Raw genomic sequence first — 24,104 nt, 5'->3', positions numbered from 1 at the left:
GCCCGACGCATCGCTGGCTAGGCTGTGCGCGTGACGACCTACGACCCGCCGCGCCCCTGGATCGCCAGCTACGCGGAAGGGGTGCCGTCCGACCTCGAGGCCGTCTCGGGTTCGCTCGTCGACATCGTCGACGCCTCGGCACGGGATTATCCCGACGCCCCCGCCCTGCAGTTCTTCGGCCGGGTGACCAGATATCGCGACCTCGACGAGCAGATCGCCCGAGCCGCCGAGGGGCTCCGCGCTCTCGGCGTGAGGGCCGGCGATCCGGTCGCGATCGTTCTGCCGAACTGCCCGCAGCACATCGTGGCGTTCTACGCCGTCCTCCGTCTCGGCGCGGTCGTCGTCGAGCACAACCCGCTCTACACGCCGCGGGAGCTGCGCAAGCAGTTCGAGGATCACGGCGCGAAGCACGCGATCGTCTGGAACAAGGTCGTGCGCACCGTCCAGGAGTTCCCCGCGGACCTGCGCGTGCACGCGCTGGTCTCGATCGACGTCACGCGGGCGATGCCCGCCGCCACGCGGTTGGCGCTGCGGCTCCCCATCGCGAAGGCCCGAGAGTCGCGTGCCGCCCTCACCGAGAAGGTGTCGGGCACCGTGCCGTGGGAGAAGCTGCTCGCCGGCCCCTCGCTCTCGCCCTCCCACCCTCGTCCTGCGACCGACGATCTCGCGATCATCCAGTACACGAGTGGAACGACCGGGGTGCCCAAGGGCGCGTCCCTGACCCACCGCAACCTGCTCGCCAATGCCGCCCAGTCGCGCGCGTGGGTGCCTCAGATCGTTCGCGGCGAAGGGTGCGTCGTCTACGCCGTCCTTCCGATGTTCCACGCGTACGGCCTCACGCTGTGCCTCACCTTCGCCATGTCGATGGGCGCCCGACTCGTCCTCTTCCCCCGCTTCGATCCGGATATGGTGCTCGCGGTGACCAAGAAGCATCCGGCGACGTTCCTACCTCTCGTGCCGCCCATCGCCGACCGCCTGCTGAAGGCATCGCTGGAGAAGGGGATCGCACTCACCGGCACCGACATCGCCATCTCCGGCGCGATGGCGCTGCCCCACGACCTCGTGGTGCCCTTCGAAGCGGAGTCGGGCGGATACCTGGTCGAGGGCTACGGCCTCAGCGAGTGCTCGCCGGTGCTCATGGCGAACCCCGTCGCCGCGAACCGCGTGCCCGGCACCGTAGGCCTGCCGCTGCCCGGCACCGAGTGCCGCGTCGTCGACCCCGAGAACCCCACGGCGGACGTCGCCCCCGGGGCCGCGGGCGAGCTGCTGGTGCGGGGTCCGCAGGTCTTCGGCGGGTACTTCGGTCGCCCCGAAGAGACCGAGGCGGTCTTCGTCGACGGATGGTTCCGCACGGGCGACATCGTGACGATCGATGACGCGGGGTTCGTCCGTATCGTCGACCGCATCAAGGAGCTCATCATCACGGGCGGGTTCAACGTGGCCCCGACCGAGGTCGAGAACGTGCTCCGGCAGCATCCGCTGGTCGAAGACGTCGCGGTGGTCGGCCTTCCCGACGAGCACAGCGGGGAAGAGGTGGTCGCCGCGGTCGTGCTGGCACCCGGAGCAGCCCTGGACGAGGAGGCCATCCGCACCTATGCGCGCGGCATCCTCACGCCCTACAAAGTGCCGCGCCGGGTCGTCGTCGTCGACGACCTGCCGAAGTCGCTGATCGGGAAGGTACTGAGACGACAGGTGCGCGAGCGACTGCTCGCGGACTCCTGACGGCCGCGGTCACTCGTCCTCGTCCACCGGCTCGGCAAGAGCGCTCGGCCCTTCGGTGACGAGCAGATGGAACTGCGCCGCATCGATGATGCGCAGACCCAGTTCTTCAGCCTTGGCGAGCTTCGAGCCGGCACCGGGGCCCGCCGCGACGAAGTCGGTCTTCTTCGACACGCTCGAGGCGGCTTTGCCACCGGCCTGGAGGATTGCCTCCTGCGCTCCCTCGCGGCTGTAGCCCTCCAGGGAGCCGGTCGCGACGACCGTGACGCCCTCGAGCACGCCTCCGACACCCGCCGCGGCGCCCGGACCGGGATGCCCGGGTGTGGCGAAACGCACCCCCGCGTCGCGCCAACGATCGACGATCTCGCGATGCCAGTCGACGGCGAACCAATCGACGAGCGAGTCGGCGATGATGCCACCGACGCCTTCGACGGCCGCCAACTCGTCGCGCGAGGCCGATCGGACGGCGTCGAGGGAGCCGAACCAGTGGGCGAGCGCACGGGCGGCGACGGGGCCGACATGGCGGATGTTCAGAGCCACGAGGAGCCGCCACAGGTCTTTGGTCTTGGCCTTCTCGAGTTCGGCGATGAGCTTGATCGCCTGCTCCGACGGCAGGACCACCCGGTGATCCTTGCGGATCCCGGCTCGACGGCGCTCGGCGGCGTCGAGCAGTTCGGCGCCGGGAGGGTAGGTCGCCGGGCCGAGTTTTTGAAACGGCGTACGCCGCACGTACTCGCCGGTGCCCTCATCGACCCGGGGTTGCCCCGTCTCGGAGTCACGGACGACGACCTGGATGGGGACGAGCTCTTCGAGGGTGAGATCGAACAGACCCGCCTCGGTGTCCAGCGGCGGACGCTCGGGAACCTCGGGCTGTGTAAGCGCCGCCGCGGTCACTTCGCCGAGCGCCTCGATGTCAAGAGCCCCCCGCGAGCCGATGTGCTCGACGCGCCCGCGCACCTGCGCGGGACACGACCGCGCGTTGGGGCAGCGCAGGTCGATGTCGCCCTCCTTGGCCGGTGCGAGCGGGGTGCCGCACTCGGGGCACCGCTCGGGCATCACGAAGGCGCGCTCGGTTCCGTCGCGGAGTTCGGCGACCGGGCCGAGCACCTCGGGGATCACATCCCCCGCCTTGCGGAGCACCACCGTGTCGCCGATCAGCACGCCCTTCGCCTTGACCACGTCTTGGTTGTGCAGCGTGGCCTGCCTCACGACCGAGCCGGCGACGCGCACCGGCGCCATCACCGCGAAGGGCGTCGCTCGCCCGGTGCGCCCGACCGACACCACGATGTCGAGGAGCTTCGTGTTCACCTGTTCCGGCGGGTACTTGTAGGCGATCGCCCAACGCGGCGCACGGCTCGTCGCCCCCAGCTCGTCGTGCAGATCGAGTTCATCGACCTTGACGACGATGCCGTCGAGTTCGTGCTCGACATCGTGACGGTGCTCGCCGTAATGGGTGACGTAGCCGAGCACGCCGTCGACGTCGTCGAACGTGCGGTAATACGGGCTGGTCGGCAGCCCCCAGGAGGCGAGGAGCTCGTAGACCTCGCTCTGCGATGCCACCGGCGGGTGCGGCCACGCGCCGATGCCGTGAACCAGGAGGCGCAGCGAGTCGAGCCGCGCCTGCCCCGCCTCGAGTTCGAGGCCGTCCTTCTTCTCGAGCTGCTGCCGCAGCCCGCCGCTCGCCGCGTTGCGGGGGTTCGCGAACGCCGGGAAGCGACGCTCTGCGCTCAGCGTCGCGCGAGCCTCGTCGAAGCCCCTGCCGCGCGAACGCGCCTCGTCGACGACGCGCTCGCGCATCCGAGCCTGCAGGGCGTTGAGCTGCTCGAACGACGCGACGGGGATGAACACCTCGCCGCGCACTTCGACGATCGGCGGGTGCCCGGCGCCGGTCAATCGCTGCGGGATGCCGTGCACCCGCACCGCGTTGACGGTGACGTCTTCGCCCGTGCGGCCGTCGCCGCGCGTGGCAGCCGATGTGAGCACGCCGTTCTCGTAGCGCAGGCTGATCGCCAACCCGTCGATCTTGAGCTCGGTGAGCCACCGCACCGGGCGTCCGGCGGCCCCCTGGGCCTTCTCGCACCATTCACGCAGCTCATCGGCGCTGAAGACGTTGTCGAGGCTCAGCATGCGCTCGGCATGCTCGACGGGGGCGAACATGGTGCCGGATGCTGCGCCGACGGAGAGCGTCGGGCTGTCCTGCCCCTGCAGCTCGGGATGCACGCGCTCGATGGCCTCGAGTCGCTGCATCCACCCGTCGTAGGTGGCATCGTCGACGAGTTCGGCATCGGCGCCGTAGTACGCGTCGCGCGCGCCGAGGATGCGCTCGACCAGCGACGTGACCTCGTCGCGCGCCTCATCGAGGGTGAGGTCGGGGAGTTCGTCGACGCCGTCAGCCATCCCGCCAGTTTAGGGAGCGGCGCCGACATCGCAGCGGGCTGGACACCACCGCGCCGTCGCGTCAGACGACCGCCGGGACCGCCGACACGGTGCGGGCGATCGTGAACTGTCCGAGCACGCGCGTCCCGTCGTAGAGGACGGCGGTCTGGCCGGGTGCGACCCCGTCGAAGGGCTCGTCCGGCACCACGGTGACCCAGCCGTCGGCCACCGTCGCACGCGCGGGCACCGGATCCGAGTGCGCGCGGATCTGCACGTCGCAGGCGAACGCCGTCTGCGCCGGCGCGCGACCGGCCCACGAGTGGCGCTCCCCCGCGATCTCGGCCGTCGCGAGGGCCTCCTTCGGACCGACGACCACCGTGTTCGACACCGGGCGCACCTCGAGCACGAACCGGGGCTTGCCATCGGCGGCCGGAACACCGAGCTGGAGTCCCTTGCGCTGACCGACGGTGAAGGCGTGCGCGCCGTCGTGACGACCGATCACCGCGCCCGATCGATCGAGGATCTCACCTTGCTCGGCGCCGACGCGCTCCGCGAGCCACCCGCGGGTGTCGCCGTCGGGGATGAAGCAGATGTCGTGACTATCGGGCTTCTGCGCCACGGTCAGCCCCCGCTCGGCGGCCTCTGCGCGCACGAGCGCCTTCGACGGCGTCTCGCCGAGCGGGAAGTACGTGTGCGCCAGCTGCTCGGCGGTCAGCACCCCGAGCACGTAGGACTGATCCTTCGCGGAGTCGGATGCTCGGTGCAGCTCGAGCCCGTCGGGTCCGTCGACGAGGGTCGCGTAGTGGCCCGTGCACACCGCGTCGAAGCCGAGCTCGACGGCGCGCTCCAGGAGCGCGGCGAACTTGATCTTCTCGTTGCAGCGCATGCACGGATTGGGAGTGCGCCCCGCGCGGTACTCCGACACGAAGTCGTCGATCACGTCGTCGCGGAACCGCTCGGAGAAGTCCCAGACGTAGAACGGCATCCCCAGCTTGTCGGCCGCCCGCCGGGCATCCATCGCGTCCTCGATGGTGCAGCATCCCCTGCTTCCGGCGCGGAGCGTGCCGCCCGCGCGCGAGAGGGCGAGGTGCACGCCGACGACCTCATGGCCCGCGTCGACGGCTCTGGCGGCCGCGACGGCCGAATCGACGCCACCGCTCATGGCTGCAAGAATCCGCATTCCTCCAGTCTACGGAGGGTCGCGCGCCGGGGCTCAGCGAGCGGCGGCGGCGCGCTCGTAGGCGAGCGGCAGCGCACGGGCGACGGCCTCGGCATCCGCGACCGTGGACGTGCGTCCGAACGTGAACCGCAGCACCGACCGGGCGTCGCGTTCGCTCCGCCCCAAAGCCAGCACGACGTGCGAGGGTTCGGGAACACCGGCCTGGCACGCCGACCCCGTCGACACCGACACCCCGACCTGATCGAGCAGGAACAGCAGCGTCTCCCCCGCCGCGCCGGGGAACAGCACGTGCAGATTGCCCGGGATGCGATCGACCGGGTCGCCGAGCACATCGGCGTCCGGCAGGGCGTCTCGGATGCTGCGGGCCAGCGCGTCGCGAAGACCGTCGAGACGCCGCGCCTCCCCCTCGCGCTCGCCGTCGGCGAGCTCTGCGGCCACGGCGAACGCGGCGGCACCGGCGATGTCCTGGGTTCCGGCGCGCAGGCCCCGCTGCTGCCCGCCGCCGTGCTGCAGCGGTGTAGGGGTCGCCGCTCGACCCACGACGAGAGCTCCGACGCCCACGGGCGCTCCGACCTTGTGCCCCGACACGCTCATCGCGACGAGTCCGGCGGGGCCCTCCGCATCCGCTCGCCACCGCCGGAATGCGACCGGCAGATGCCCGAAGGCCGAGACGGCGTCGAGATGGAGCGGAACGCCCGCCGCTGCGGCGGCGGCCGCGAGTCCGGCGGCGTCATTGACCGTTCCCACCTCGTTGTTCGCGACGAGGGCGGTCGCGACCGCCGCGCCGGGAAGTGCGCGCGCGAACGCGGAGGGATCGATCCGACCCACCGCGTCGAGGGGCACGGGGACGACGTCGGCACCCTCGTGGTCGGCGAGCCATCGAACGGCGTCGAGCGTCGCGTGGTGCTCACCGTCGGGAAGCACCACCGAGCCGGAATCCGCACGCCGTGACCACCACAGACCTTTGAGTGCGAGATTGATCGATTCGGTGCCTCCGGAGGTGAAGACAACCTCGACCGGATCGCAGTCCAGCACCACGGCGAGACGCTCGCGTGCACCCTCCAGCACACGGCGGGCAGCCTGCCCGCCGCCGTGGATCGACGAAGCGTTGCCCACCACGTCCTGGGCTTCGAGCCACGCGGCTCGCGCCTCAGGGCGCAACGGCGTCGTGGCCGCATGATCGACGTAGACGGCCACGCCGCCTCCTTGCGTAACTTTCCGGACTTCCGGCCTCATTACTCTAGGACGCATGGTCCGCACCGAGACGCCCTCCGTCCTCTCCGGCCCCCGCTTCCTCGGTCCTGCGCTCGACGACCTGGGCGTGCGGCGGGGCGCGGACGGGATCGCCACCCTCCGGGTGTGGTCGGGTACCGCCGACGCCATGGATCTCGTCGTCTTCGACGACACCGATCTCGACTGGGCGACCGCGGTGCTGCCGATGGCCGACGTCGGCGACGGCGTATGGAGCGTCACGAGCGAGCTGCTGCGCCCCGGCGCGCGGTACGCGATCCGGGTCAACGGTCCGCACGGCCCCGGCAACACCTTCAACCCGACGACGCTCCTCGTCGAGCCGTACTCCCGGGGACTCGTCTCCGGCGGATACGAGGACTGGCGATCCGTCGTCGTCGACGGCGGGTTCGACTGGGGCGACGCACGCAAACCCCGCATCCCGCTCGACCGCACCGTGATCTACGAAGGTCACGTCAAGGGCCTCACGAAACGCCACCCCGACGTGCCCCCGGCGCTCCACGGCACCTACGCCGGCCTCGCACATCCCGCGATGATCGAACATCTGCAGACGCTCGGTGTGACCAGCGTCGAGCTCCTGCCCGTGCATGCCTTCGCGACCGAGCCACGGCTGCTCCAGCTCGGACTGACCAACTACTGGGGGTACAACTCCCTCAACTTCTTCACGCCGCACGGTGCATACGCGACGGCCGAGAGCCGGCGGGAGGGGCCGGAGGCCATCCTGCGCGAGTTCAAGGGCATGGTGAAGCTGCTCCACGAGGCGGGCCTCGAAGTGATCCTCGACGTGGTCTACAACCACACGGCGGAGGAGGGCATCGGAGGACCGCGCACCAGTTTCCGCGGCATCGACAACCGCAACTACTACCGGCAGACCGAGGACGGCACGTACATCGACGTCACCGGGTGCGGGAACGCGGTGAACACCTCCACCGACGCGGCCGCGAGACTCGTGCTCGACTCGTTGCGCTACTGGGCGCAGGAGGTGCAGGTGGACGGTTTCCGCTTCGACCTGGCGGCCACCCTCGGCCGTGACGATACGCACGCGTTCACCCCGCAGCATCCGCTCCTGCAGGCCATCCTCCATGACCCCCAGCTGGCCGACGTGAAGATGATCGCCGAGCCCTGGGATGTCGGGATGGGCGGATGGCAGACCGGCAACTTCGGGGCGGGCTGGTCGGAATGGAACGACCGCTACCGCGACCGTGTGCGCAACTTCTGGCTGAGCGATGTCGACTACGCGCGACGCGCCGATACCGCGCCCGTCGGGGTAGGCGGATTTGCGACGCGCCTGGCGGGTTCGTCGAACACCTTCAGCGTCGAGCGCGGGCCCCTGGCGAGCGTGAACTTCGTCACGGCTCACGACGGCTTCACCCTGCGCGACCTCGTCTCGTACGACGTCAAGCACAACATCGGCAACGGCGAACACAACCGCGACGGAGCCGACACCAACCGTTCCTTCAACCACGGAGCCGAGGGCAAGACCGACGACGAGGGCGTCCTCGCGATCCGCCGCAAGGCGATGCGCAACCTGCTGGGCACGTTGCTGCTGTCGGCGGGCGTGCCCATGCTGACGGCGGGCGACGAGTTCGCGCGCACCCAGCGCGGCAACAACAACGCCTACTGCCACGATTCCGCACTGACGTGGCTGTCGTGGCAGCACGAGCCCTGGCAGGAGGACCTGTTCGCCCACGTGCGCGAGCTGATCCGCCTCCGCCAGGCCAACCCCGCGTTGCGCCCCACGCGCTTCGCTCGATCGGGCGAGTCGACGCCGTCCGCCTCGGTGATGGCCTGGTACGACGAACGCGGCGAGACGATGTCGGAAGACCGGTGGACGAACCCGGCGCACCGCACGCTGCAGTACGTCGCCACCTCCACTCCGGAGTTCGAGGACCCCAACACGGTGCTCCTCATGGTGCACGGCGACGAACGCCCCATCGACGTGACACTCCCCCTGCTCGATGGCGTCGCACGGTACGTGCCGGTCTGGTCGAGCGCGGACGAGCGGCCCACCGCGCAGGAGGACGCCTCATCACCCGGCGACACCGTCTCCCTCGTGGGCACCTCGATGCGACTTTTCGTCGCTGAGTGATCACGACGCATCTGTCAACCGCTTCCGGTCCGCTGTCTTGCGCCGGGGAGCCACGGTAGGTTTCAACCGTGGCTCCGACGACGCGAACTCCTTCCCCCTCGGCGTGGCGTAGCGCCTCGTCCATCCCTGTGCGACCGGTGGTCGCGACGCCCTCTCCGGGGGCGACGCAGACTCCTCGCATTCCGATTGCGCTCCCCTTCCCACAGGTGCCGGGTGGCAGGTTCGACCCGACCGCGTACGTGGGCGAGGCGGTGCCGTTCACCGTCACCGCCTTCCGCGAGGGCCACGACCGCATCGGCGTGCACGTGCGGCTGTTCTCCCCCGGCGGCGACGAGTCGCTGCACCGACTGACTGCGCTCGGCGACGGCTTCGACCGGTGGTCGACTCTCATCGTGCCGCTGGAGCAGGGCGTCTGGAAGTTTCGTTTCGAAGCGTTCGCCGACGACTTCGCCACCTGGCAGCACGCGGCCGACGTGAAGATCTCCGCCGGCGTCGACGCGGCGCTCATGCGCGAGTCGGGTGCGCTCCTGTTCAGTCGGGCCGCGAAGGAGAAGTCGCGCCCGGCCGAGGAACGGCGCCTGCTCGAGCGCGGCGCCGTGACCCTCCGCGACCCCGCAGCATCCGACGACACCGCACTCGAGGTGGTCCGCTACGCCGAGATCGAGAAGTCGTTCGCCCGACGCCCGCTCGCGTCCCTGGTCACCGTCGGCGACGAGCATTCGCTCCTCGTCGAGCGCGAGCGCGCCGGTGTCGGCGCCTGGTACGAGTTCTTCCCGCGTTCCGAGGGTGCCGTGCGTGCCGAGGACGGCACGGTGGTCAGCGGCACGTTCCGCACCGCCACCGCGCGGCTGGCCGGGGTCGCCGGCATGGGCTTCGACGTGCTCTACCTCCCCCCGATCCACCCCATCGGCGAGCGGAACCGCAAGGGACCCAACAACACGCTCGACCCGAAGCCGGGCGATCCCGGATCGCCGTGGGCGATCGGCGGCGCCGCGGGCGGTCACGACGCGATCCACCCCGACCTCGGCGACCTCGACGACTTCCGCGCCTTCGTGGCGGAGGCCCGACGCCACGACATCGAGATCGCCCTCGATCTCGCCCTGCAGGCCTCCCCCGACCACCCCTGGGTGACAGAGCACCCCGAGTGGTTCACGACGCTCCCCGACGGCTCGATCGCGTACGCCGAGAACCCGCCGAAGAAGTACCAGGACATCTACCCGGTCAACTTCGACAACGACCCGGAGGGCATACGGGCGGAGGTGCTGCGCGTCGTCCGTCACTGGATCGCTCAGGGCGTCAACATCTTCCGGGTCGACAACCCGCACACGAAGCCGCTGCAGTTCTGGGAGTGGCTCATCGCGACGGTCAACGCCGAAGCCCCCGACGTCGTCTTCCTTGCCGAGGCCTTCACCCGCCCGGCCCCGCTGCAGGGGCTCGGCATGGCCGGGTTTCAGCAGAGCTACACCTACTTCACCTGGCGGAACACCAAGGAGGAGCTCACCGAGTTCCTCACCGGTCTCGCCCACGAGACGGCCGACTTCCTGCGTCCGAACCTCTTCGTCAACACCCCCGACATCCTCACCGAATATCTGCAGTACGGCGGTCGTCCGGCGTACAAGACCCGCGCGGCGCTCGCCGCCACCGCGGCTCCCACCTACGGCGTCTACGCCGGGTACGAGCTCATCGAGAACGTCGCGCGGCCGGGGTCGGAAGAGAACATCGACAACGAGAAGTACGAGTACAAGTTCCGCGACTGGGCCGGCGCCGAGGAGCGCGACGAGTCGATCGCGCCGTACCTGCGCCGCCTGAACGAGATCCGCCGCGCGCATCCCGCGCTCGCGCAGCTGCGCAACATCTCGTTCCACTGGACCGACGACGACGCGATCCTCGTCTACTCCAAGCACATCGACGCGGCGCTGAGTCCGACCGGCCGAGACGACACGATCATCGTCGTGGCGAACCTCGACCCGCACTCCGCTCGCGAGACCACCGTCCACCTCGACACGCGGATCTGGGGCGTGGACGGCGCAGCCGGTGAGACGTTCGAGGTGGAAGACCTCGTGACAGGAGCCCAGTGGACGTGGGGCCAGCACAACTTCGTGCGTCTCGACGCCTTCGTCGAGCCCGTCCACATCCTGCACGTGAAGGAGATCCGATGAGCCGCTCATCCACCCCCGACGACGTCGTCCTCGACACCATCGCGACGGGCAGCTACCACGATCCGCACTCGGTGCTGGGCGTCCACACCGACGCGGACGGCACCGGGGTGCTGCGCACGCGGCGTCCTCTCGCGTCGACCGTCACGGCGGAGCTCGCCGACGGTTCGACCGTCGAGTTCACCCATCTCCGCGCCGGAATCTGGGAAGCCGACATCACCGGTGCGCCCGGGCGCTACACCGTCACCGCGACCTACGACGACGGATCGACGCACACCGCCGACGACCCGTACCGGCACGCGCCGACGATCGGCGAACTCGATCTGCACCTGATCGCCGAGGGCCGTCACGAAGAGCTCTGGCGGGTGCTCGGTGCTCACGAGCGTGTGCTGGACGGCACAGCCGGGGTCGCCTTCACCGTGTGGGCGCCCGATGCGCGCGCGGTACGCGTGCTCGGCGATCACAACGGGTGGGACGGCCAGGCGCACTCGATGAGGTCCATGGGCGGCAGCGGCGTCTGGGAGCTGTTCATCCCGGAGATCGGTGTCGGCGCCCGCTACAAGTTCGAGATCCTCACGCGGGCGAGCAACTGGATCGAGAAGGCCGATCCGATGGCCCGTCTCGCCGAGGTCCCGCCGGCCACCGCATCCGTGGTCACCTCCTCTGACTACACCTGGACCGACGACACCTGGCTGGCCCAGCGGTCATCGGCGCCGGTGACCGACCAGCCCATGTCGATCTACGAGGTGCACCTCGGCTCGTGGCGGCCCGGCCTCGGCTATCGCGACGCGGCCGACCCCCTGGTGGAGTACGTGACCCAGCAGGGGTTCACCCACGTCGAGTTCATGCCCCTGGCCGAGCACCCGTTCGGCGGATCGTGGGGATACCAGGTGACCGGGTACTACGCCCCGACGAGCCGGTTCGGCGCACCCGACGATCTGCGGTACCTCATCGACCGTCTGCACCAGGCGGGCATCGGCGTGATCATGGACTGGGTCCCCGGGCATTTCCCGAAGGATGCTTTCGCCCTCGCCCAGTTCGACGGCGAGCCCCTCTACGAGCACCCCGACCCGCGACGGGGCGAGCACAAGGACTGGGGCACGCTCATCTTCGACTACGGTCGCAGCGAGGTGCGCAACTTCCTCGTCGCGAACGCCCTGTACTGGTTCGAGGAGTTCCACGTCGACGGGCTGCGCGTCGACGCCGTCGCGTCGATGCTGTACCTCGACTACTCGCGCAACGAGGGCGAGTGGGCTCCGAACCAGTACGGCGGCCGCGAGAACCTCGAGGCCATCAGGTTCCTGCAGGAGGTGAACGCCACCGCCTACAAGCGCTACCCCGGCATCGCGATGATCGCCGAGGAGTCCACGAGCTTCCCCGGGGTCACCGCCCCCACCTCCCACGGCGGGCTCGGCTTCGGCTTCAAGTGGAACATGGGGTGGATGAACGATTCGCTGCAGTACATCTCCCGCGACCCGCTGTACCGCGCCCATCACGAGGGCGAACTGTCGTTCTCGTTCGTCTACGCGTTCACCGAAAACTTCGTGCTGCCGATCAGCCACGACGAGGTCGTCCACGGCAAGGGCAGCCTCTTCGGCCGCATGCCGGGAGACCACTGGCAGAAGCTCGCCAACATGCGCGCCTACCTGGCCTACATGTGGGGGCACCCGGGCAAGCAGCTTCTCTTCATGGGCCAGGAGTTCGGCCAGATGTCGGAGTGGTCGGAGGGTCGAGGACTCGACTGGTGGATGCTGGAGCAGCCAGCCCACGCCCAGCTCCACGACTTCGTGGCCGCGCTGAACCGCGTGTATCGCGACGAGTCGGCGCTCTGGGCGCGCGATCACGACGGCGCGGCCTTCGGTCGGCTCGGGGGGCCCTCGTGGAACCCGAACGTGTCGGCCTTCTCGCGGCGAGACTCGCACGGCAACACCGTCGTCGTCATCGCCAACTTCTCGGGCGAGCCGTTGCACGACTACGCCCTGGATCTGCCCGAGGGCGGCGTCTGGACCGAGGTGCTCAACAGCGACGCCACCGTCTACGGAGGTTCGGGCGTCGGAAACTACGGTGTGGTCCACGCCGACGACCACGGGCGCGCGACCCCCACGCTCCCCCCGCTCGGAGTGCTCTTCCTGAAGCACAACGCCTCCTGACCGCGAGACCCGTTCCACGCAACGAGACCCCGACATGATGTCGGGGTCTCGCCGTCGGAACGCGGTCTCGGTGGTTCAGAAGAGAAGCGACGTCAGGCGGCGGCGCGCCACACCCACGCGAGGGTCGGCATCGCCGACCAGGCCGAACAGCTCGAGGAGGCGTTCGCGCACCGGAGCGCGGTCGTCCGCCGGCAGAGCCGCGAACAGCTCCAGCAGGCGATCGAACGCGTCGTCGACGTGGCCGCCGGCGATGTCGAGGTCGGCCACCGCGAACTGGGCCTGGACGTCGGAGGGCGACGCGGCGGCAGCCGCCCGAGCGGCCTGCAGGTCGAGACCCTGCACGCGATCGAGCAGACGCACCTGGCCGAGCCCGGCGCGGGCGTCGTCGTCACGCGGGTTCTCGCCGAGAGCCTTCTCGTACGCGGCGATCGCACGCGGGTAGTCGCCCGCCTCGATGGCCTCGAACGCCTCGGCGTGGAGCGGCGGCAAAGCGGGCTCCTCGGGCTCGGCAGCATCGGCCGGCTGTTCCGACGGGGCCAGCGAACCGGTCACACCGTTCTGCGCTGCCAGCTGCAGCAGCTGTGCGAAGACCTCGCGCACCTGCTGCTCGGGCACCGCGCCGGTGAACATCGGCACCGGCTGACCCGCGACGAGCGCGACGACCATGGGGATCGACTGTGCGCGGAAGCCCTGGGCGAGCTGCGGGTTCGCGTCGACGTCGACCTTCGCCAGCACGACGCGTCCGCCGAGCTCGATCACGACCTTCTCGAGGATCGGGCTGAGCTGCTTGCACGGTCCGCACCATTCGGCCCACAGGTCGACGACGACCGGAACGGTGCGCGAGAGCTCGAGGATCTCGCCGAACGTCTGGTCGGTGACGTCGCGAACGAGCGCTCCGGCGTCGCCGGACGGCGCCGGCGGCGCCGCTCCCTCGGCAGGGGGTTGCGGACGGTTGCGCAGGGTGGACAGGTCCACCGCTCCGCGCATGACGGCACCGGGTGCGGGCGTGCTCACGGGATCACCTTTGCTTCGAGGATGCTGGACCGATACCCGAGCAGACGGATCTGCTCGCTCGAGCCCTGGGCGGGGACATAGAAGAAGAGCTGGTCGGAGTAGGTGGTGAAGAAACCCGTCGACGACTCCTCGACGCCGGTGAGGGTCTTCACCGCCGGGTTGTCGAGCAGCTTGATGACGGCATCGGTGTTGGTCGGCTTCACCGTGTCGTTGTCGTTCACGTTGACCGCCACGATGGCGCCGCCCTCGAGTGTCGCGAGGGCGAAGGGCTCCTGCGACCCGGCGACCGATTCGAAGGCGATCTCGGCCGTGTTCGTGCCGGTCTGCGCCAGATCGGCGGTGCGCTGATCCTTGTTGGCCTGGATGCCCGCGAGGAGGAGATCGCCCTGCGTGTCGAACTTCGACCAGTACTCGCTGTTCTCGCCGTTGTTGATGACGTCGGCGTACGCGGCGGCGAGGTCGTCGGGTGCGAGCGAGAGGAAGCCCGAGTCGGGCGGCACCTGGTACGCACCGACATAGGATGCGGCGACATCGGGCAGCTCGGTGGATGCTTCGAGGCTCGCCACGTACATCGCCTTGTAGTCCGACCAGGGATCCTCCTGGGTCAGAAGCATGATGGTCGGCGCCACGGTGGTGTCGGCGTCGTTCTCCACCACGGTCAACACCGAGCGGGGCCAGCCGTCGAACGCCTGCGGCAGCACGATCTCGACGGGTGAGGCGGGGATCGCCGGCATGGCGGGGTGTTCGGGGATCGCGGCGCGAAGGGTGTAGTTGGTCTGTCGCTCCGCCAGGGCCGCACCACCGAGACGCGTAGCGGCCAGACCTGCGTCGTTCGCGGCATCCGCCGAAGCGACCGTCGCGGCGACCTCCGAGACGATCCGCTCCGCCTGGTTCTCGGTGACGGCCGGGGCCTGCTGACCCTCGGGCACGATCACCGTCTCGGTGGGCGTCGGGGTCGCCGAGCTGGCGAGATCGGGCCACGCGTCGGCCGAGCAGCCGGCGAACAGCAGCGACGTCGCCGCCACCGCGGGCACGACGAGGAAGGCGCGTCGACGCGACGACACCGACCTGCGCGAAGCGGGGGCACCGGAGGTGATCACGCCTTTATCGGAACCCTCGATGGCGAGGTCGATCGGTTCGGTCACGGGCATCGGCAGGCCCTTCCTGCGCGGGCCGCGTGACCGGCGCGAGTGCCGGATCGCGAGCACGTAGAGGAAGATGCCCACGAGCAGCACGATCGACCCGCCCACGATCAGCGGTCCGGCCCAGGGGGTCGTCACGGGAACAGGCCACGACAGCTCGATGGTCGACGGTGCGGGTTCGGTCCCGTCGGAGGCGAGCAGCACGCTCATGGTGTCGGGAAGCTGGAGAGGCATGGTGAGCGAGCCGTCGCCCTGGAACTCCTCGAGCCAGAGATCGGATCCTGCGGGATTGCGCACGACCGGCGCAGCGGCGTCGTCGCCGGTGGACTCGCCACCGGTGGCGACCTCGCCGGCCGCCGCACTCGCAGATGCGCTGGGGCTCGGGGTGGGTGTCGGGGTGCTCGTCGCATTCGACACCGCGCCCTCGCCGTCGACGGTGACCTCGGTGAACGTCGTGTCGGCCAGCCACGCGCGCAGATCGGCGGTGCGCCCGTATGCGGCGAAGATCGCTCCGTCGCCCTCGGCCGTCACCGTCTGAGCGCCGGGGAGGCGGGTGAGGACCGCGCCGTCGATGAGCGTGTAGGCGGCCGAGCCGTCGGTCTGAATCGTCTGCGTCTCGGTCGAAGGACCTTCGAAGACCGTCCGCTGGGCTATGCCCGCTCCGATCATGACGGCGGCGATGAGGAACGCCACCACGGCCCACACGAAACGCACGAATACACCTACCCCATCGCCGGTCTCCGGGGCGGAAACCGCTACTCGACATTCCAGACTATCGAACACCGCCTGAAAGTTGTCCCGATGGGCCGGGTTCCGCGAATCACCCGCGCCGCGCCGTATTCTGACCTCACCCCCGGTATCGACCGGTCCGAGTCAGGAGCAGCGCACTGTGAAAATCCACAACCCGTTCCGCGTCGCTCTCGTTGCGACGCTGGGCGTCGGCGTCGGGCTTCTGCTGATCGGCAGCATCCAAGCACTCTCGACGATCCTGCTGTACGTCGGTACGGCTCTGTTCCTCTCACTCGGACTCGAACCGATCGTCGGCTGGCTCGAGAAGCGCCGTCTGCCGCGCTGGGCGGCGGTGCTCGTCACGATCCTCGGCGTCCTCGCCGTCTTCGCCGGCATCATCCTCGCGGTCGTGCCGATCATCGTCGACCAGATCGTGCAGCTGATCGGTCAGATCGACGTCATCGTCCAGACGAGCAACCTCGACGACATCGTCGAACAGGTGCGGCAGTGGGTCCAGACGAACTTCCCGGGCATCAACGTCGACCAGGCGTGGCAGTACGTCGAGAACTGGTACACCTCCCTCGACGTCGGCTCCATCGGCGGCGAGATCGGCGGCAGCATCATCGCCATCCTTGGCACCGTGATCGCCGGTTTCGGAGGGGCGTTCATCGTGCTCATCCTGACGATCTACTTCACGGCGTCGACCCCGTCGCTGAAGTCTGCGGTGTATCAGCTCGTTCCCGCGTCGAAGCGGCCGCGCTTCATCGACCTCGCCGAGCAGATCGTCGACTCGGTCGGCTTCTACGTCATCGGCCAGATCAGCCTCGGCGTCATCAACGGCGTGCTGAGTGCGATCTTCCTGACCATCATCGGTGCACCGTTCCCGGCCGTTCTCGCTGTCGTCGCCTTCTTCTTCTCCCTGATCCCGCTCGTGGGCACCTTGACCGGCTCGACGATCATCGTCCTCACGTGCCTGATCCCTGGCCTCGGCGGCGGGGGTGGCCTCTTCGGTCTGCAGTCGCCGACTCTCGCCCTCGTCGCGGCGGTCTACTACCTCGTCTACATGCAGATCGAGGCCTATATCGTCTCGCCACGCATCATGAATCGGGCCGTGTCCATCCCCGGGGCTGTCGTCGTCATCGCCGCCCTCGCCGGAGCCGCGCTCGGCCAGCTGCTCGGTGCGCTCGTGGCGATCCCGGTGGCTGCCAGCATCCTGATCATCTATCGCCAGGTCATCATCCCGAGGCAGAACGAACGCTGACGCGGGTCAGGATGCTTCGTCGTTCTCCGGCCATTCGGTCGGAAGCGGCAGGGCGCCCGGATGGACGGCTCTGACGATCTCGGTGAGCACGCGCGCGGTCTGCGACTCGCCGACCCAGAGGTGCTTCCCGCCGTCGACGGCGATCAGCTCGGCATCGGGGATCGACGCGAACCGTTCGGCGGCCTCTGCGGGGCGCAGATAGTCGTCGAACTCGGGGACGAGGATCACCACGCGGCGGTCATCGCCCGCCCACGCGGCCACCTCGTCGGGGGTTGCCCGGTGCAGTGGAGGCGAGAGCAGGATGATGCCCTCGATGTCGTGCTCGCGGGCGTACTTCAGGGCGAGCTCGGTACCGAACGACCACCCCACGATCCAGGGCCGGGGAAGGCCGCGCTCACGAACCAGGTGCATGGCCGCAGCGACGTCGAACCTCTCCCCCGCGCCCGCATCGAAGGCGCCCTCGCTCGTGCCCCGTGGCGAGGTCGTGCCCCGGGTGTTGAAACGCATGACCGCCAGATCGGCGAGAGCCGGCAACCGCGCCGCGGCCTTGCGGATGATGTGGGAGTCCATGAAGCCGCCGGCCGTCGGCAACGGATGCAGCGTGACGAGCGTCGCGACCGGCGCGGTGTCCTCGGGCAGAGCAAGCTCTCCGACGAGCCGGAGGCCGTCGGAGGTCTGCAGTTCGATGTCCTCGCGGTGCGCGGGGAGCACGATCGGTCCTCGGATCTCCATGTCAGCCCAATCTCCAGCAATGCGTGTGCCAGTGTCGTCGATTCGCGAGGTCGGCGGCATCGCCGAGCACGCCGTCCGCGCGCCAGGCGACGACGTGCGCCGTGCCGGCGGTGATCGTGCGGCCGCACCCCGGGCACGTGTAGGCCTTGACGGCCTTGGACGCCGAGACGGGCTGAACGGTCCATTCGGCGCCGCGACGGGTCTCCGAGCGCTTCCACCCTGCGATCAGTCGGTCGAGGGAGTCGTCCGACGACGAGGGGTCAGGACGACGACGATGTGAGCGGGGCATGACGCGGCTCGCTCACCACCAGTGGTTGCGGGTCCAGAAGTCGTACGCGGCCGCCCAGCTGCCGTACCGCCCGACGGCGTATCCCGTCGCCCAGCGCAGGTTATCGACGGGGTCGTAGCCGTTGCCCGGCACCTTGCTGCACGGCAGGGCCTGCACGAGCCCGCATGCCCCCGAAGACTTGTTGGTGGCGTTCGGGTTCCAGCTGCTCTCGCGCGACACGATGTAATCGACATAGCCCTGGTCGCTCTCGGCGATGCCCGCGGCCGCCATCCACTCCGCGGCCGAGCCGCCCCCGGTGTACTGCGGGCGCGCGGAGATCGACTGCTGCGAGGTGCCGCCCGACGCGCTCGCGCTCGGGGTCGGGGTGGGGGTCGGCGTGGGCTTCGGGGTCACGTAGACGGAATAGCCCGCCCGGTCGAGCGATGCCGCCGCACCGTCGGCCCCACTCGCGAACGACTGGGCGTCGTCCATCGCGACGGCGTAGAGCGAGACGCCATCGGGCTCCGCGGCTCGTGCATCGACGACCGCACCTCCCAGAGGGCCGACGTAGGCGACCGCGAACGCCAGGGCCGCGCACCCGGCGAAGACCGACAGGACACCGCGACGCCGCGACCACCGCGGCTGCGGACGGACCGAGGCCACCGGCGAGACGACGTCGACCGTCGCGTGCGACCGACGAGCGAGGCGGCGCGAAGAAGCGCGAGTCAGGTCGGTGCCGGGAGTCACAATGCGGTCGAGTCTAATGGGAGCACAGCGGGGCTGTCACCCGCGTCGGGCGCGTCCGGTCACCCGACCGCGAGCATCACTTCGACGACGGCATCGAGCACGGCGTCGACCTGCGTTTCGCTGTATCCGCCCCGCTGCATGCGGAAAGCGACCGCCCGCACCTGATCGGGAGTGACGGGGTCGCCCGACGCGATGTAGCGGGCGATCTTGTCGGCCACGAGATCGACCTCGTCGATGCGGTAGCCGTAGCGGAGAACACCGACCCGATCGAAGCGGTGCCGACGGGGCCTCGTGAGCCGATCGAGCACGACCTGCGCGGTCTGGCGCGATTCGGCCACCCAGGCACGGGCTCCGCGCCGCGACATGGCCTGCTCGCGCTCGCGAGCGGCGAACGCGTCTTCGATCCTTCCCAGTGCGGCATCCACCGGGGCGATCGCATAACCCTTCTTCACGAGCGGGAAGGCGGTCTCGCGCACGACCGCGGACCGCAGGGCACCGGGCTCATCGGATTCGAACGCGGCGCGCGCCTGCGCGAGGAAGGCATCGACGGCACGCTTCTCGTAACCCTTCTGGCGTCCGAACGTCTCGGGGAACGGCGACTCGGTCGCGGCCGTATCGAGTTCGGAAGACATCGTCATGACACCGCCAGAGGTGAGAGGAGGTAGAAGAGCGCGAGGGCGGCCGTCGCCGAGGGGAGGATCGAGTCGAGACGATCGAGCACCCCGCCGTGCCCGGGGAGCCAGGAGCTCATGTCCTTGATGCCGAGGTCACGCTTGACCATCGACTCTCCGAGATCGCCGATCGTGGCGGTCCCCAGGATGACCGCACCGATGATCAACCCGGTCCACCACGGCAGGCCGAGCATGTACAACGACAGCAGTACGCCGGCGATCAGCGCCGCCACGAACGCGCCGCCGAAACCCTCCCATGTCTTCTTGGGGCTGATCCGCGGTGCCATCGGGTGCCGCCCGATCGTGAGCCCCGTGACGTAGGCGCCGGTATCGGCGGCCACCGTGATGATGATGAAGGCCAGGGCCCACCACTCGCCGCCGTCCTGGCTGAGCAGGATCATCGCGAGGCTCCCGAGGAACGGGACGTACAGGACGACGAGACCGGTGATCAGCACATCCGAGAGCACCGCGCCGTAGGTGCGCTCGTCACGGGAGAACATCTGCCCGAGAAGGCGCCAGACGATCAGCACGACGACCACGACCACGGTCAGCACCCAGTGCAGCCAGAGGTCGACGAAGTAGCCGCTCAGCATCAGGACCACGCCGCCCAGCAGCTGTGGGATCAGGTCGACGCGTCGGCCCGACGCCCGCAGAGCTCGCACGAACTCGAAGACGCCGAGCGACGTCGCGCCGATCGCGAACAGCAGGAAGATCCACTTGAAGAAGATCAGCGACGCGATGACCACGACGCCGATCGCGACACCGATGACGATCGCGAGGATGAGATCGCGACCCGTGCGCTGCTTGATCCGCTCGTTCGCCTCTTCGAACTCCGCCCGCGCGTGCGCGACGTGGGTCTCGAACTCCGCGCGCGCAGAACGCGCGCCGGTCGCCGTCGAGGCGGAGGCATCGGCTGCGCTGTGCGCGCGCCGGAGCCCACCGCTCTCACGGCGGCTGGTCGGAGGATCGGACGGCTCGGAGCCTTCCGACCCGGGAGCGTCGGTCACGGGGATTCTCAGACCTCGAGCAGCTCTGCTTCTTTGCGCTTGAGTGCATCGTCGATCGCGTCGACGTGCGCACGCGTCAGGGAGTCGAGCTCCTTGTCGGCGCGGGCGATCTCGTCTTCGCCGATCTCGCTCTTGAGCGCATCGAGGTCGTCCTTCGCCTTGCGACGGATGCCGCGGACGTGCACCTTGGCGTCCTCGCCCTTCGTGCGCACGATCTTGACGTACTCCTTGCGGCGCTCCTGCGTCAGCTCGGGAAGCGTCACCCGCACGAGGTTGCCGTCGTTCGTGGGGTTGGCCCCGAGGTTCGGCATGTCGCGGATCGCCTGTTCGATGGCCTTCAGCGCCGACTTGTCGTAGGGGGTCACGACGAGCGTGCGAGCCTCGGCGTTGTTCAGCGAGGCGAGCTGCGCGAGCGGCGTCGGGGTGCCGTAGTAGTCGACGAGGATCTTCTGGAACATCTGCGGGTTCGCCCGCCCGGTGCGGACGGTGGCGAAGTCGTCCTTCGCCGCCTCGACGGCGCGATCCATGCGCGTTCCTGCATCGGCCATAACTTCGGCGATCACGGTGACTCCATTCGTAAAACCTGTGCCATAACTCTAACGGCGGTGCGGCGCGCTTCCCTGGCGCGACGAACCGTCACACCGAGACGCGTGTGCCGATCGGCTCCCCGACCAGCGCGCGGGTGACGTTGCCGGCGGGCTCCATACCGAACACCCGCATGTCCATGCGGTTGTCCATGCAGAGGCTGAAAGCCGTGGAGTCCACGACCTTCAGGCCGCGCTGCAGAGCGTCCATGTAGGTGATGTGGTCGATACGCGTCGCCGTCGGATCGGTGCGGGGGTCGGCGGTGTACACGCCATCGACCCCGTTCTTCGCGACCAGGACCTCGGTGCAGCCGGTCTCGAGAGCGCGCTGCGCGGCCACCGTGTCGGTGGAGAAGTACGGAAGCCCGGCGCCCGCACCGAAGATGACGATGCGACCCTTCTCCATGTGCCGGACGGCCCGGCGCGGGATGTAGGGCTCGGCGACCTGGGTCATCGAGATGGCCGACTGCACGCGCGTGGCGGCACCGGCCTGCTCGAGGAAGTCCTGCAGGGCGAGGGCGTTCATGACGGTGCCCAGCATGCCCATGTAGTCGGCGCGACCACGGTCCATACCGCGCTGGCTGAGCTCGGCTCCACGGAAGAAGTTGCCTCCGCCGACGACGATGGCGATCTCCACCTGGTCGACGGCCGCGGCGATCTCGCGGGCGATCTGGCTCACGACGTCGGGGTTGACCCCGAGTTGACCCCCACCGAACGCCTCCCCGGAGAGCTTCAGCAGAACCCTGCGGCGGGTGGAGTTCTCATCGATCACGGGTGTCATCCTCTCGTCGGGTTCAAAGGTACCGCGCGCATGTCGCGGGCAAGACAAGAGCCCGGGATGCTGATGCATCCCGGGCTCTGAAGACGAGCTACGCGCCGACCTTGAAGCGGGCGAAGTCGGTCAGGGTGATACCGGCGTTCTTCGCGACCTGGGCGATGGACAGCTTGTTGTCCTTCGCGTAGTCCTGGTCGAGCAGCGACACCTGCTTGAAGAACGCGTTGACGCGTCCTTCGACGATCTTCGGAAGAGCTGCTTCCGGCTTGCCCTCGTTGCGGGAGATCTCGGTGACGATCTCGCGCTCCTTGTCGACGTCGGCCTCGGGCACGTCGTCGCGGGAGAGGTACGACGGGTTGGCGAACGAGATGTGCTGCGCGATGCTGCGCGCGGTCTCCGCGTCGTCACCCGAGTAGGCGAGGACGACGCCCACCTGGGGCGGGAGGTCCTTGCTCGTCTTGTGGAGGTAGATCTCGAAGTGGTCGCCCGACAGGGTGCGGACGCGACGCAGTTCGACCTTCTCGCCGATGATCGCAGCCTCGTCCGAGATGAGCTGGTCGACCGTCTGGCCGTTCGCGTCGGCGGCGAGGGCCGCCTCGGCGGAGTCCGCTGCGGCGGCTGCCGCAGCATCCGCGACCTTGTCGGCGAGGGCGATGAAGCGCTCGTTCTTCGCGACGAAGTCGGTCTCGCAGGCGAGCTCGACGAGAGTGACCTTGCCGTTCAGCTCGCGCGCGGCGACGAGGCCCTCGCTCGTGGAACGGTCGGCACGCTTCGCGTTGCCCTTCGCTCCCTTGAGACGGAGGATCTCGACGGCCTTCTCGACGTTGCCGTCAGCCTCTTCGAGCGCCTTCTTCGTGTCGACCATGCCCGTGCCGAGCTGCTCGCGCAGCGCCTTGATGTCGGCGATGGTGAAGTTTGCCATGGGGTGCTGGCTCCTTGGTTCGTATGTGGGTGACGGATGCCCGGCGCGCCCGCCGCTCCGACCGGAGTCGGAGGGCGGGCGCGCCGATCGTAGCGTCTGCGCGGAAAGCGCCGGTTACTTGGCGTCGGTGGCTTCGTCGGCGGCGACCTCTTCGGTCGACTCGCCGGCGGCGGCCGCGACGGCCTCGTCGTGCGCCTCGGCGCCGAGGGCGTCGGCGATCGACTCGGTGGCGCGCTCGGTCGTCTCGACCTGCTCGTCGGCGACGAGCTCGGTGGCTTCGGCCGTGGCCTCACCCTGGTCGGCGACCTTCTCGGTGTCGGCCGACGACTGCGCCGGAGCACCCTGCTCGAGCAGCTCGCGCTCCCAGTCGGCGAGGGGCTCGGCCTCGGTGGCCGCCTCGTCGGTGGGGTTGTGGCGCTGGATCAGGCCCTCGGCGGCGGCGTCGGCGATGATGCGCGTGAGCAGGCTCACCGAACGGATCGCGTCGTCGTTGCCGGGGATCGGGTACTGGAACTCGTCGGGGTCGGCGTTCGTGTCGAGGATGCCGATCACGGGGATGCCGAGCTTCTTGGCCTCGTCGACCGCGAGGTGCTCGCGCTTGGCGTCGACGACCCAGATGGCCGAGGGGGTCTTCTGCAGGTTGCGGATACCGCCGAGCGACTTGTGGAGCTTGTCGAGCTCGCGCTTCTTCAGGAGGAGTTCCTTCTTGGTGAAGCCGCTCTCCGACGGGTTCTCGTAGTCGAGCTCCTCGAGCTCCTTCATGCGAGCGAGGCGCTTGGAGACCGTCTGGAAGTTGGTGAGGAGACCGCCGAGCCAGCGCTGGTTGACGTAGGGCTGGTTGACGCGCGTCGCCTGCTCGGCGAGCACTTCCTGGGCCTGCTTCTTCGTACCGACGAAGAGGATGGTGCCGCCGTGGGCGACCGTCTCCTTGACGAACTCGTACGCCTTGTCGATGTAGGTCAGCGACTGCTGGAGGTCGATGATGTGGATGCCGCTGCGCTCGGTGAGGATGAAGCGCTTGACTTTCGGGTTCCACCGGCGGGTCTGGTGTCCGAAGTGGACGCCGCTGTCGAGCAGCTGGCGAATGGTGACGACGGCCATGGCCGTTCTCCTGTTCTCGGCGCGCGCACGCGCCGTCTGCGGTTGATCTCGCCGGTCCGGAGGAGCGGCGGGCCTGGTGCCCGGCGCGCACCCACCCTGAAAACTTCTCAGGGACCGATGGGTGCGGGATGCCGCGCGGTGCGGTTCGAGGAACCACGGAGCGCTGAGGGCACGCGGAGTCACCCCGATACACGGGGTGCAACGTCCACTCTATCAGCGCGTCCCGCTTCCCG

19 protein-coding genes are annotated in these 24,104 nt (G+C 69.2%); 5 read left to right on the top strand and 14 right to left on the bottom strand.

Going from position 1 to position 24,104, the window contains the following annotated elements; genetic code table 11:
• The first annotated feature begins 30 nt into the window (after positions 1-30).
• Positions 31-1,722 carry a long-chain-fatty-acid--CoA ligase gene (locus DEU34_RS06270; protein WP_121149274.1) on the top strand — a complete coding sequence of 564 codons (1,692 nt, stop codon included), beginning with the start codon at positions 31-33 and terminating at the stop codon, positions 1,720-1,722.
• A 9-nt stretch (positions 1,723-1,731) separates the two neighbouring features.
• Here DEU34_RS06270 and ligA read toward each other — a convergent pair whose 3' ends face one another.
• From ligA to DEU34_RS06255, 3 genes are all read right to left on the bottom strand, one after another.
• Entirely contained in the window at positions 1,732-4,116 is a 2,385-nt protein-coding gene (ligA, locus tag DEU34_RS06265) for an NAD-dependent DNA ligase LigA (RefSeq protein ID WP_121149273.1), read from the bottom strand.
• A gap of 61 nt (positions 4,117-4,177) precedes the next feature.
• Positions 4,178-5,275, bottom strand: a complete 1,098-nt coding sequence (gene mnmA / locus DEU34_RS06260) for a tRNA 2-thiouridine(34) synthase MnmA (RefSeq protein WP_121149272.1) — start codon at positions 5,273-5,275, stop codon at positions 4,178-4,180.
• A gap of 33 nt (positions 5,276-5,308) precedes the next feature.
• Complete coding sequence (locus DEU34_RS06255) at positions 5,309-6,472, bottom strand: cysteine desulfurase family protein (RefSeq protein ID WP_121149271.1); 1,164 nt, start codon at positions 6,470-6,472, stop codon at positions 5,309-5,311.
• 52 nt (positions 6,473-6,524) lie between these two features.
• Between DEU34_RS06255 and glgX the strand changes: the two genes are divergently transcribed.
• The 3 genes from glgX to glgB all read left to right on the top strand — a co-directional run bounded on the left by glgX (position 6,525) and on the right by glgB (position 12,918).
• Positions 6,525-8,612 (top strand): glycogen debranching protein GlgX, encoded by a 2,088-nt coding sequence (glgX, locus tag DEU34_RS06250; protein ID WP_121149270.1) that lies wholly within the window; start codon positions 6,525-6,527, stop codon positions 8,610-8,612.
• 206 nt (positions 8,613-8,818) lie between these two features.
• Positions 8,819-10,771, top strand: a complete 1,953-nt coding sequence (locus tag DEU34_RS06245; protein WP_396652102.1) for a maltotransferase domain-containing protein — start codon at positions 8,819-8,821, stop codon at positions 10,769-10,771.
• Complete coding sequence (glgB, locus tag DEU34_RS06240; protein WP_121149268.1) at positions 10,768-12,918, top strand: 1,4-alpha-glucan branching protein GlgB; 2,151 nt, start codon at positions 10,768-10,770, stop codon at positions 12,916-12,918. Before DEU34_RS06245 ends, glgB begins: the two co-directional genes overlap by 4 nt.
• 75 nt (positions 12,919-12,993) lie before the next feature.
• On the opposite strand, the gene DEU34_RS06235 is transcribed toward glgB, so the two are convergent.
• On the bottom strand, positions 12,994-13,932 hold the full coding sequence (locus DEU34_RS06235) for a tetratricopeptide repeat protein (protein WP_121149267.1): 939 nt from the start codon (positions 13,930-13,932) through the stop codon (positions 12,994-12,996).
• Positions 13,929-15,788 carry a glycosyl transferase gene (locus DEU34_RS06230; RefSeq protein ID WP_121149266.1) on the bottom strand — a complete coding sequence of 620 codons (1,860 nt, stop codon included), beginning with the start codon at positions 15,786-15,788 and terminating at the stop codon, positions 13,929-13,931. The genes DEU34_RS06235 and DEU34_RS06230 overlap by 4 nt, the downstream gene beginning before the upstream one ends.
• Before the next feature lie 175 nt (positions 15,789-15,963).
• Here DEU34_RS06230 and DEU34_RS06225 point away from each other — a divergent pair, with 175 nt between their 5' ends.
• Positions 15,964-17,064: an AI-2E family transporter gene (locus DEU34_RS06225; RefSeq protein WP_121149265.1), complete on the top strand. Its 1,101-nt coding sequence runs from the start codon at positions 15,964-15,966 to the stop codon at positions 17,062-17,064.
• 6 nt (positions 17,065-17,070) lie between these two features.
• On the opposite strand, the gene DEU34_RS06220 is transcribed toward DEU34_RS06225, so the two are convergent.
• From DEU34_RS06220 to rpsB, 9 genes are all read right to left on the bottom strand, one after another.
• Positions 17,071-17,796 carry an alpha/beta hydrolase gene (locus DEU34_RS06220; protein ID WP_121149264.1) on the bottom strand — a complete coding sequence of 242 codons (726 nt, stop codon included), beginning with the start codon at positions 17,794-17,796 and terminating at the stop codon, positions 17,071-17,073.
• Between the two features lies 1 nt (position 17,797).
• Entirely contained in the window at positions 17,798-18,085 is a 288-nt protein-coding gene (locus DEU34_RS06215; protein WP_121149263.1) for a hypothetical protein, read from the bottom strand.
• Positions 18,086-18,097: 12 nt separating this feature from the next.
• Positions 18,098-18,811 (bottom strand): lytic transglycosylase domain-containing protein, encoded by a 714-nt coding sequence (locus DEU34_RS16420; protein ID WP_259460046.1) that lies wholly within the window; start codon positions 18,809-18,811, stop codon positions 18,098-18,100.
• A 59-nt stretch (positions 18,812-18,870) separates the two neighbouring features.
• Positions 18,871-19,449: a DivIVA domain-containing protein gene (locus DEU34_RS06205; RefSeq protein ID WP_121149262.1), complete on the bottom strand. Its 579-nt coding sequence runs from the start codon at positions 19,447-19,449 to the stop codon at positions 18,871-18,873.
• A complete protein-coding gene (locus tag DEU34_RS06200; RefSeq protein WP_396652113.1) occupies positions 19,446-20,495 on the bottom strand; it encodes a phosphatidate cytidylyltransferase in 1,050 nt (349 codons plus the stop codon). The genes DEU34_RS06205 and DEU34_RS06200 overlap by 4 nt, the downstream gene beginning before the upstream one ends.
• Positions 20,496-20,497: 2 nt before the next feature.
• Positions 20,498-21,052 carry a ribosome recycling factor gene (gene frr / locus DEU34_RS06195; protein ID WP_116646379.1) on the bottom strand — a complete coding sequence of 185 codons (555 nt, stop codon included), beginning with the start codon at positions 21,050-21,052 and terminating at the stop codon, positions 20,498-20,500.
• Positions 21,053-21,125: 73 nt separating this feature from the next.
• Positions 21,126-21,854, bottom strand: a complete 729-nt coding sequence (gene pyrH / locus DEU34_RS06190) for a UMP kinase (RefSeq protein WP_121149260.1) — start codon at positions 21,852-21,854, stop codon at positions 21,126-21,128.
• Between the two features lie 88 nt (positions 21,855-21,942).
• Positions 21,943-22,770 carry a translation elongation factor Ts gene (gene tsf / locus DEU34_RS06185; protein ID WP_121149259.1) on the bottom strand — a complete coding sequence of 276 codons (828 nt, stop codon included), beginning with the start codon at positions 22,768-22,770 and terminating at the stop codon, positions 21,943-21,945.
• Between the two features lie 114 nt (positions 22,771-22,884).
• The gene (rpsB, locus tag DEU34_RS06180) at positions 22,885-23,871 is read right to left on the bottom strand and encodes a 30S ribosomal protein S2 (protein WP_121149258.1); all 987 of its coding nucleotides are present in this window, start codon (positions 23,869-23,871) and stop codon (positions 22,885-22,887) included.
• Positions 23,872-24,104 lie beyond the last annotated feature (233 nt).

Origin of the sequence: Microbacterium sp. AG1240, assembly GCF_003635115.1 — a bacterium.
GTDB lineage: Bacteria > Actinomycetota > Actinomycetes > Actinomycetales > Microbacteriaceae > Microbacterium.
The sequence above is the reverse complement of the archived record's forward strand: the minus strand, read 5'-3'. Positions and strand labels throughout refer to the sequence as shown.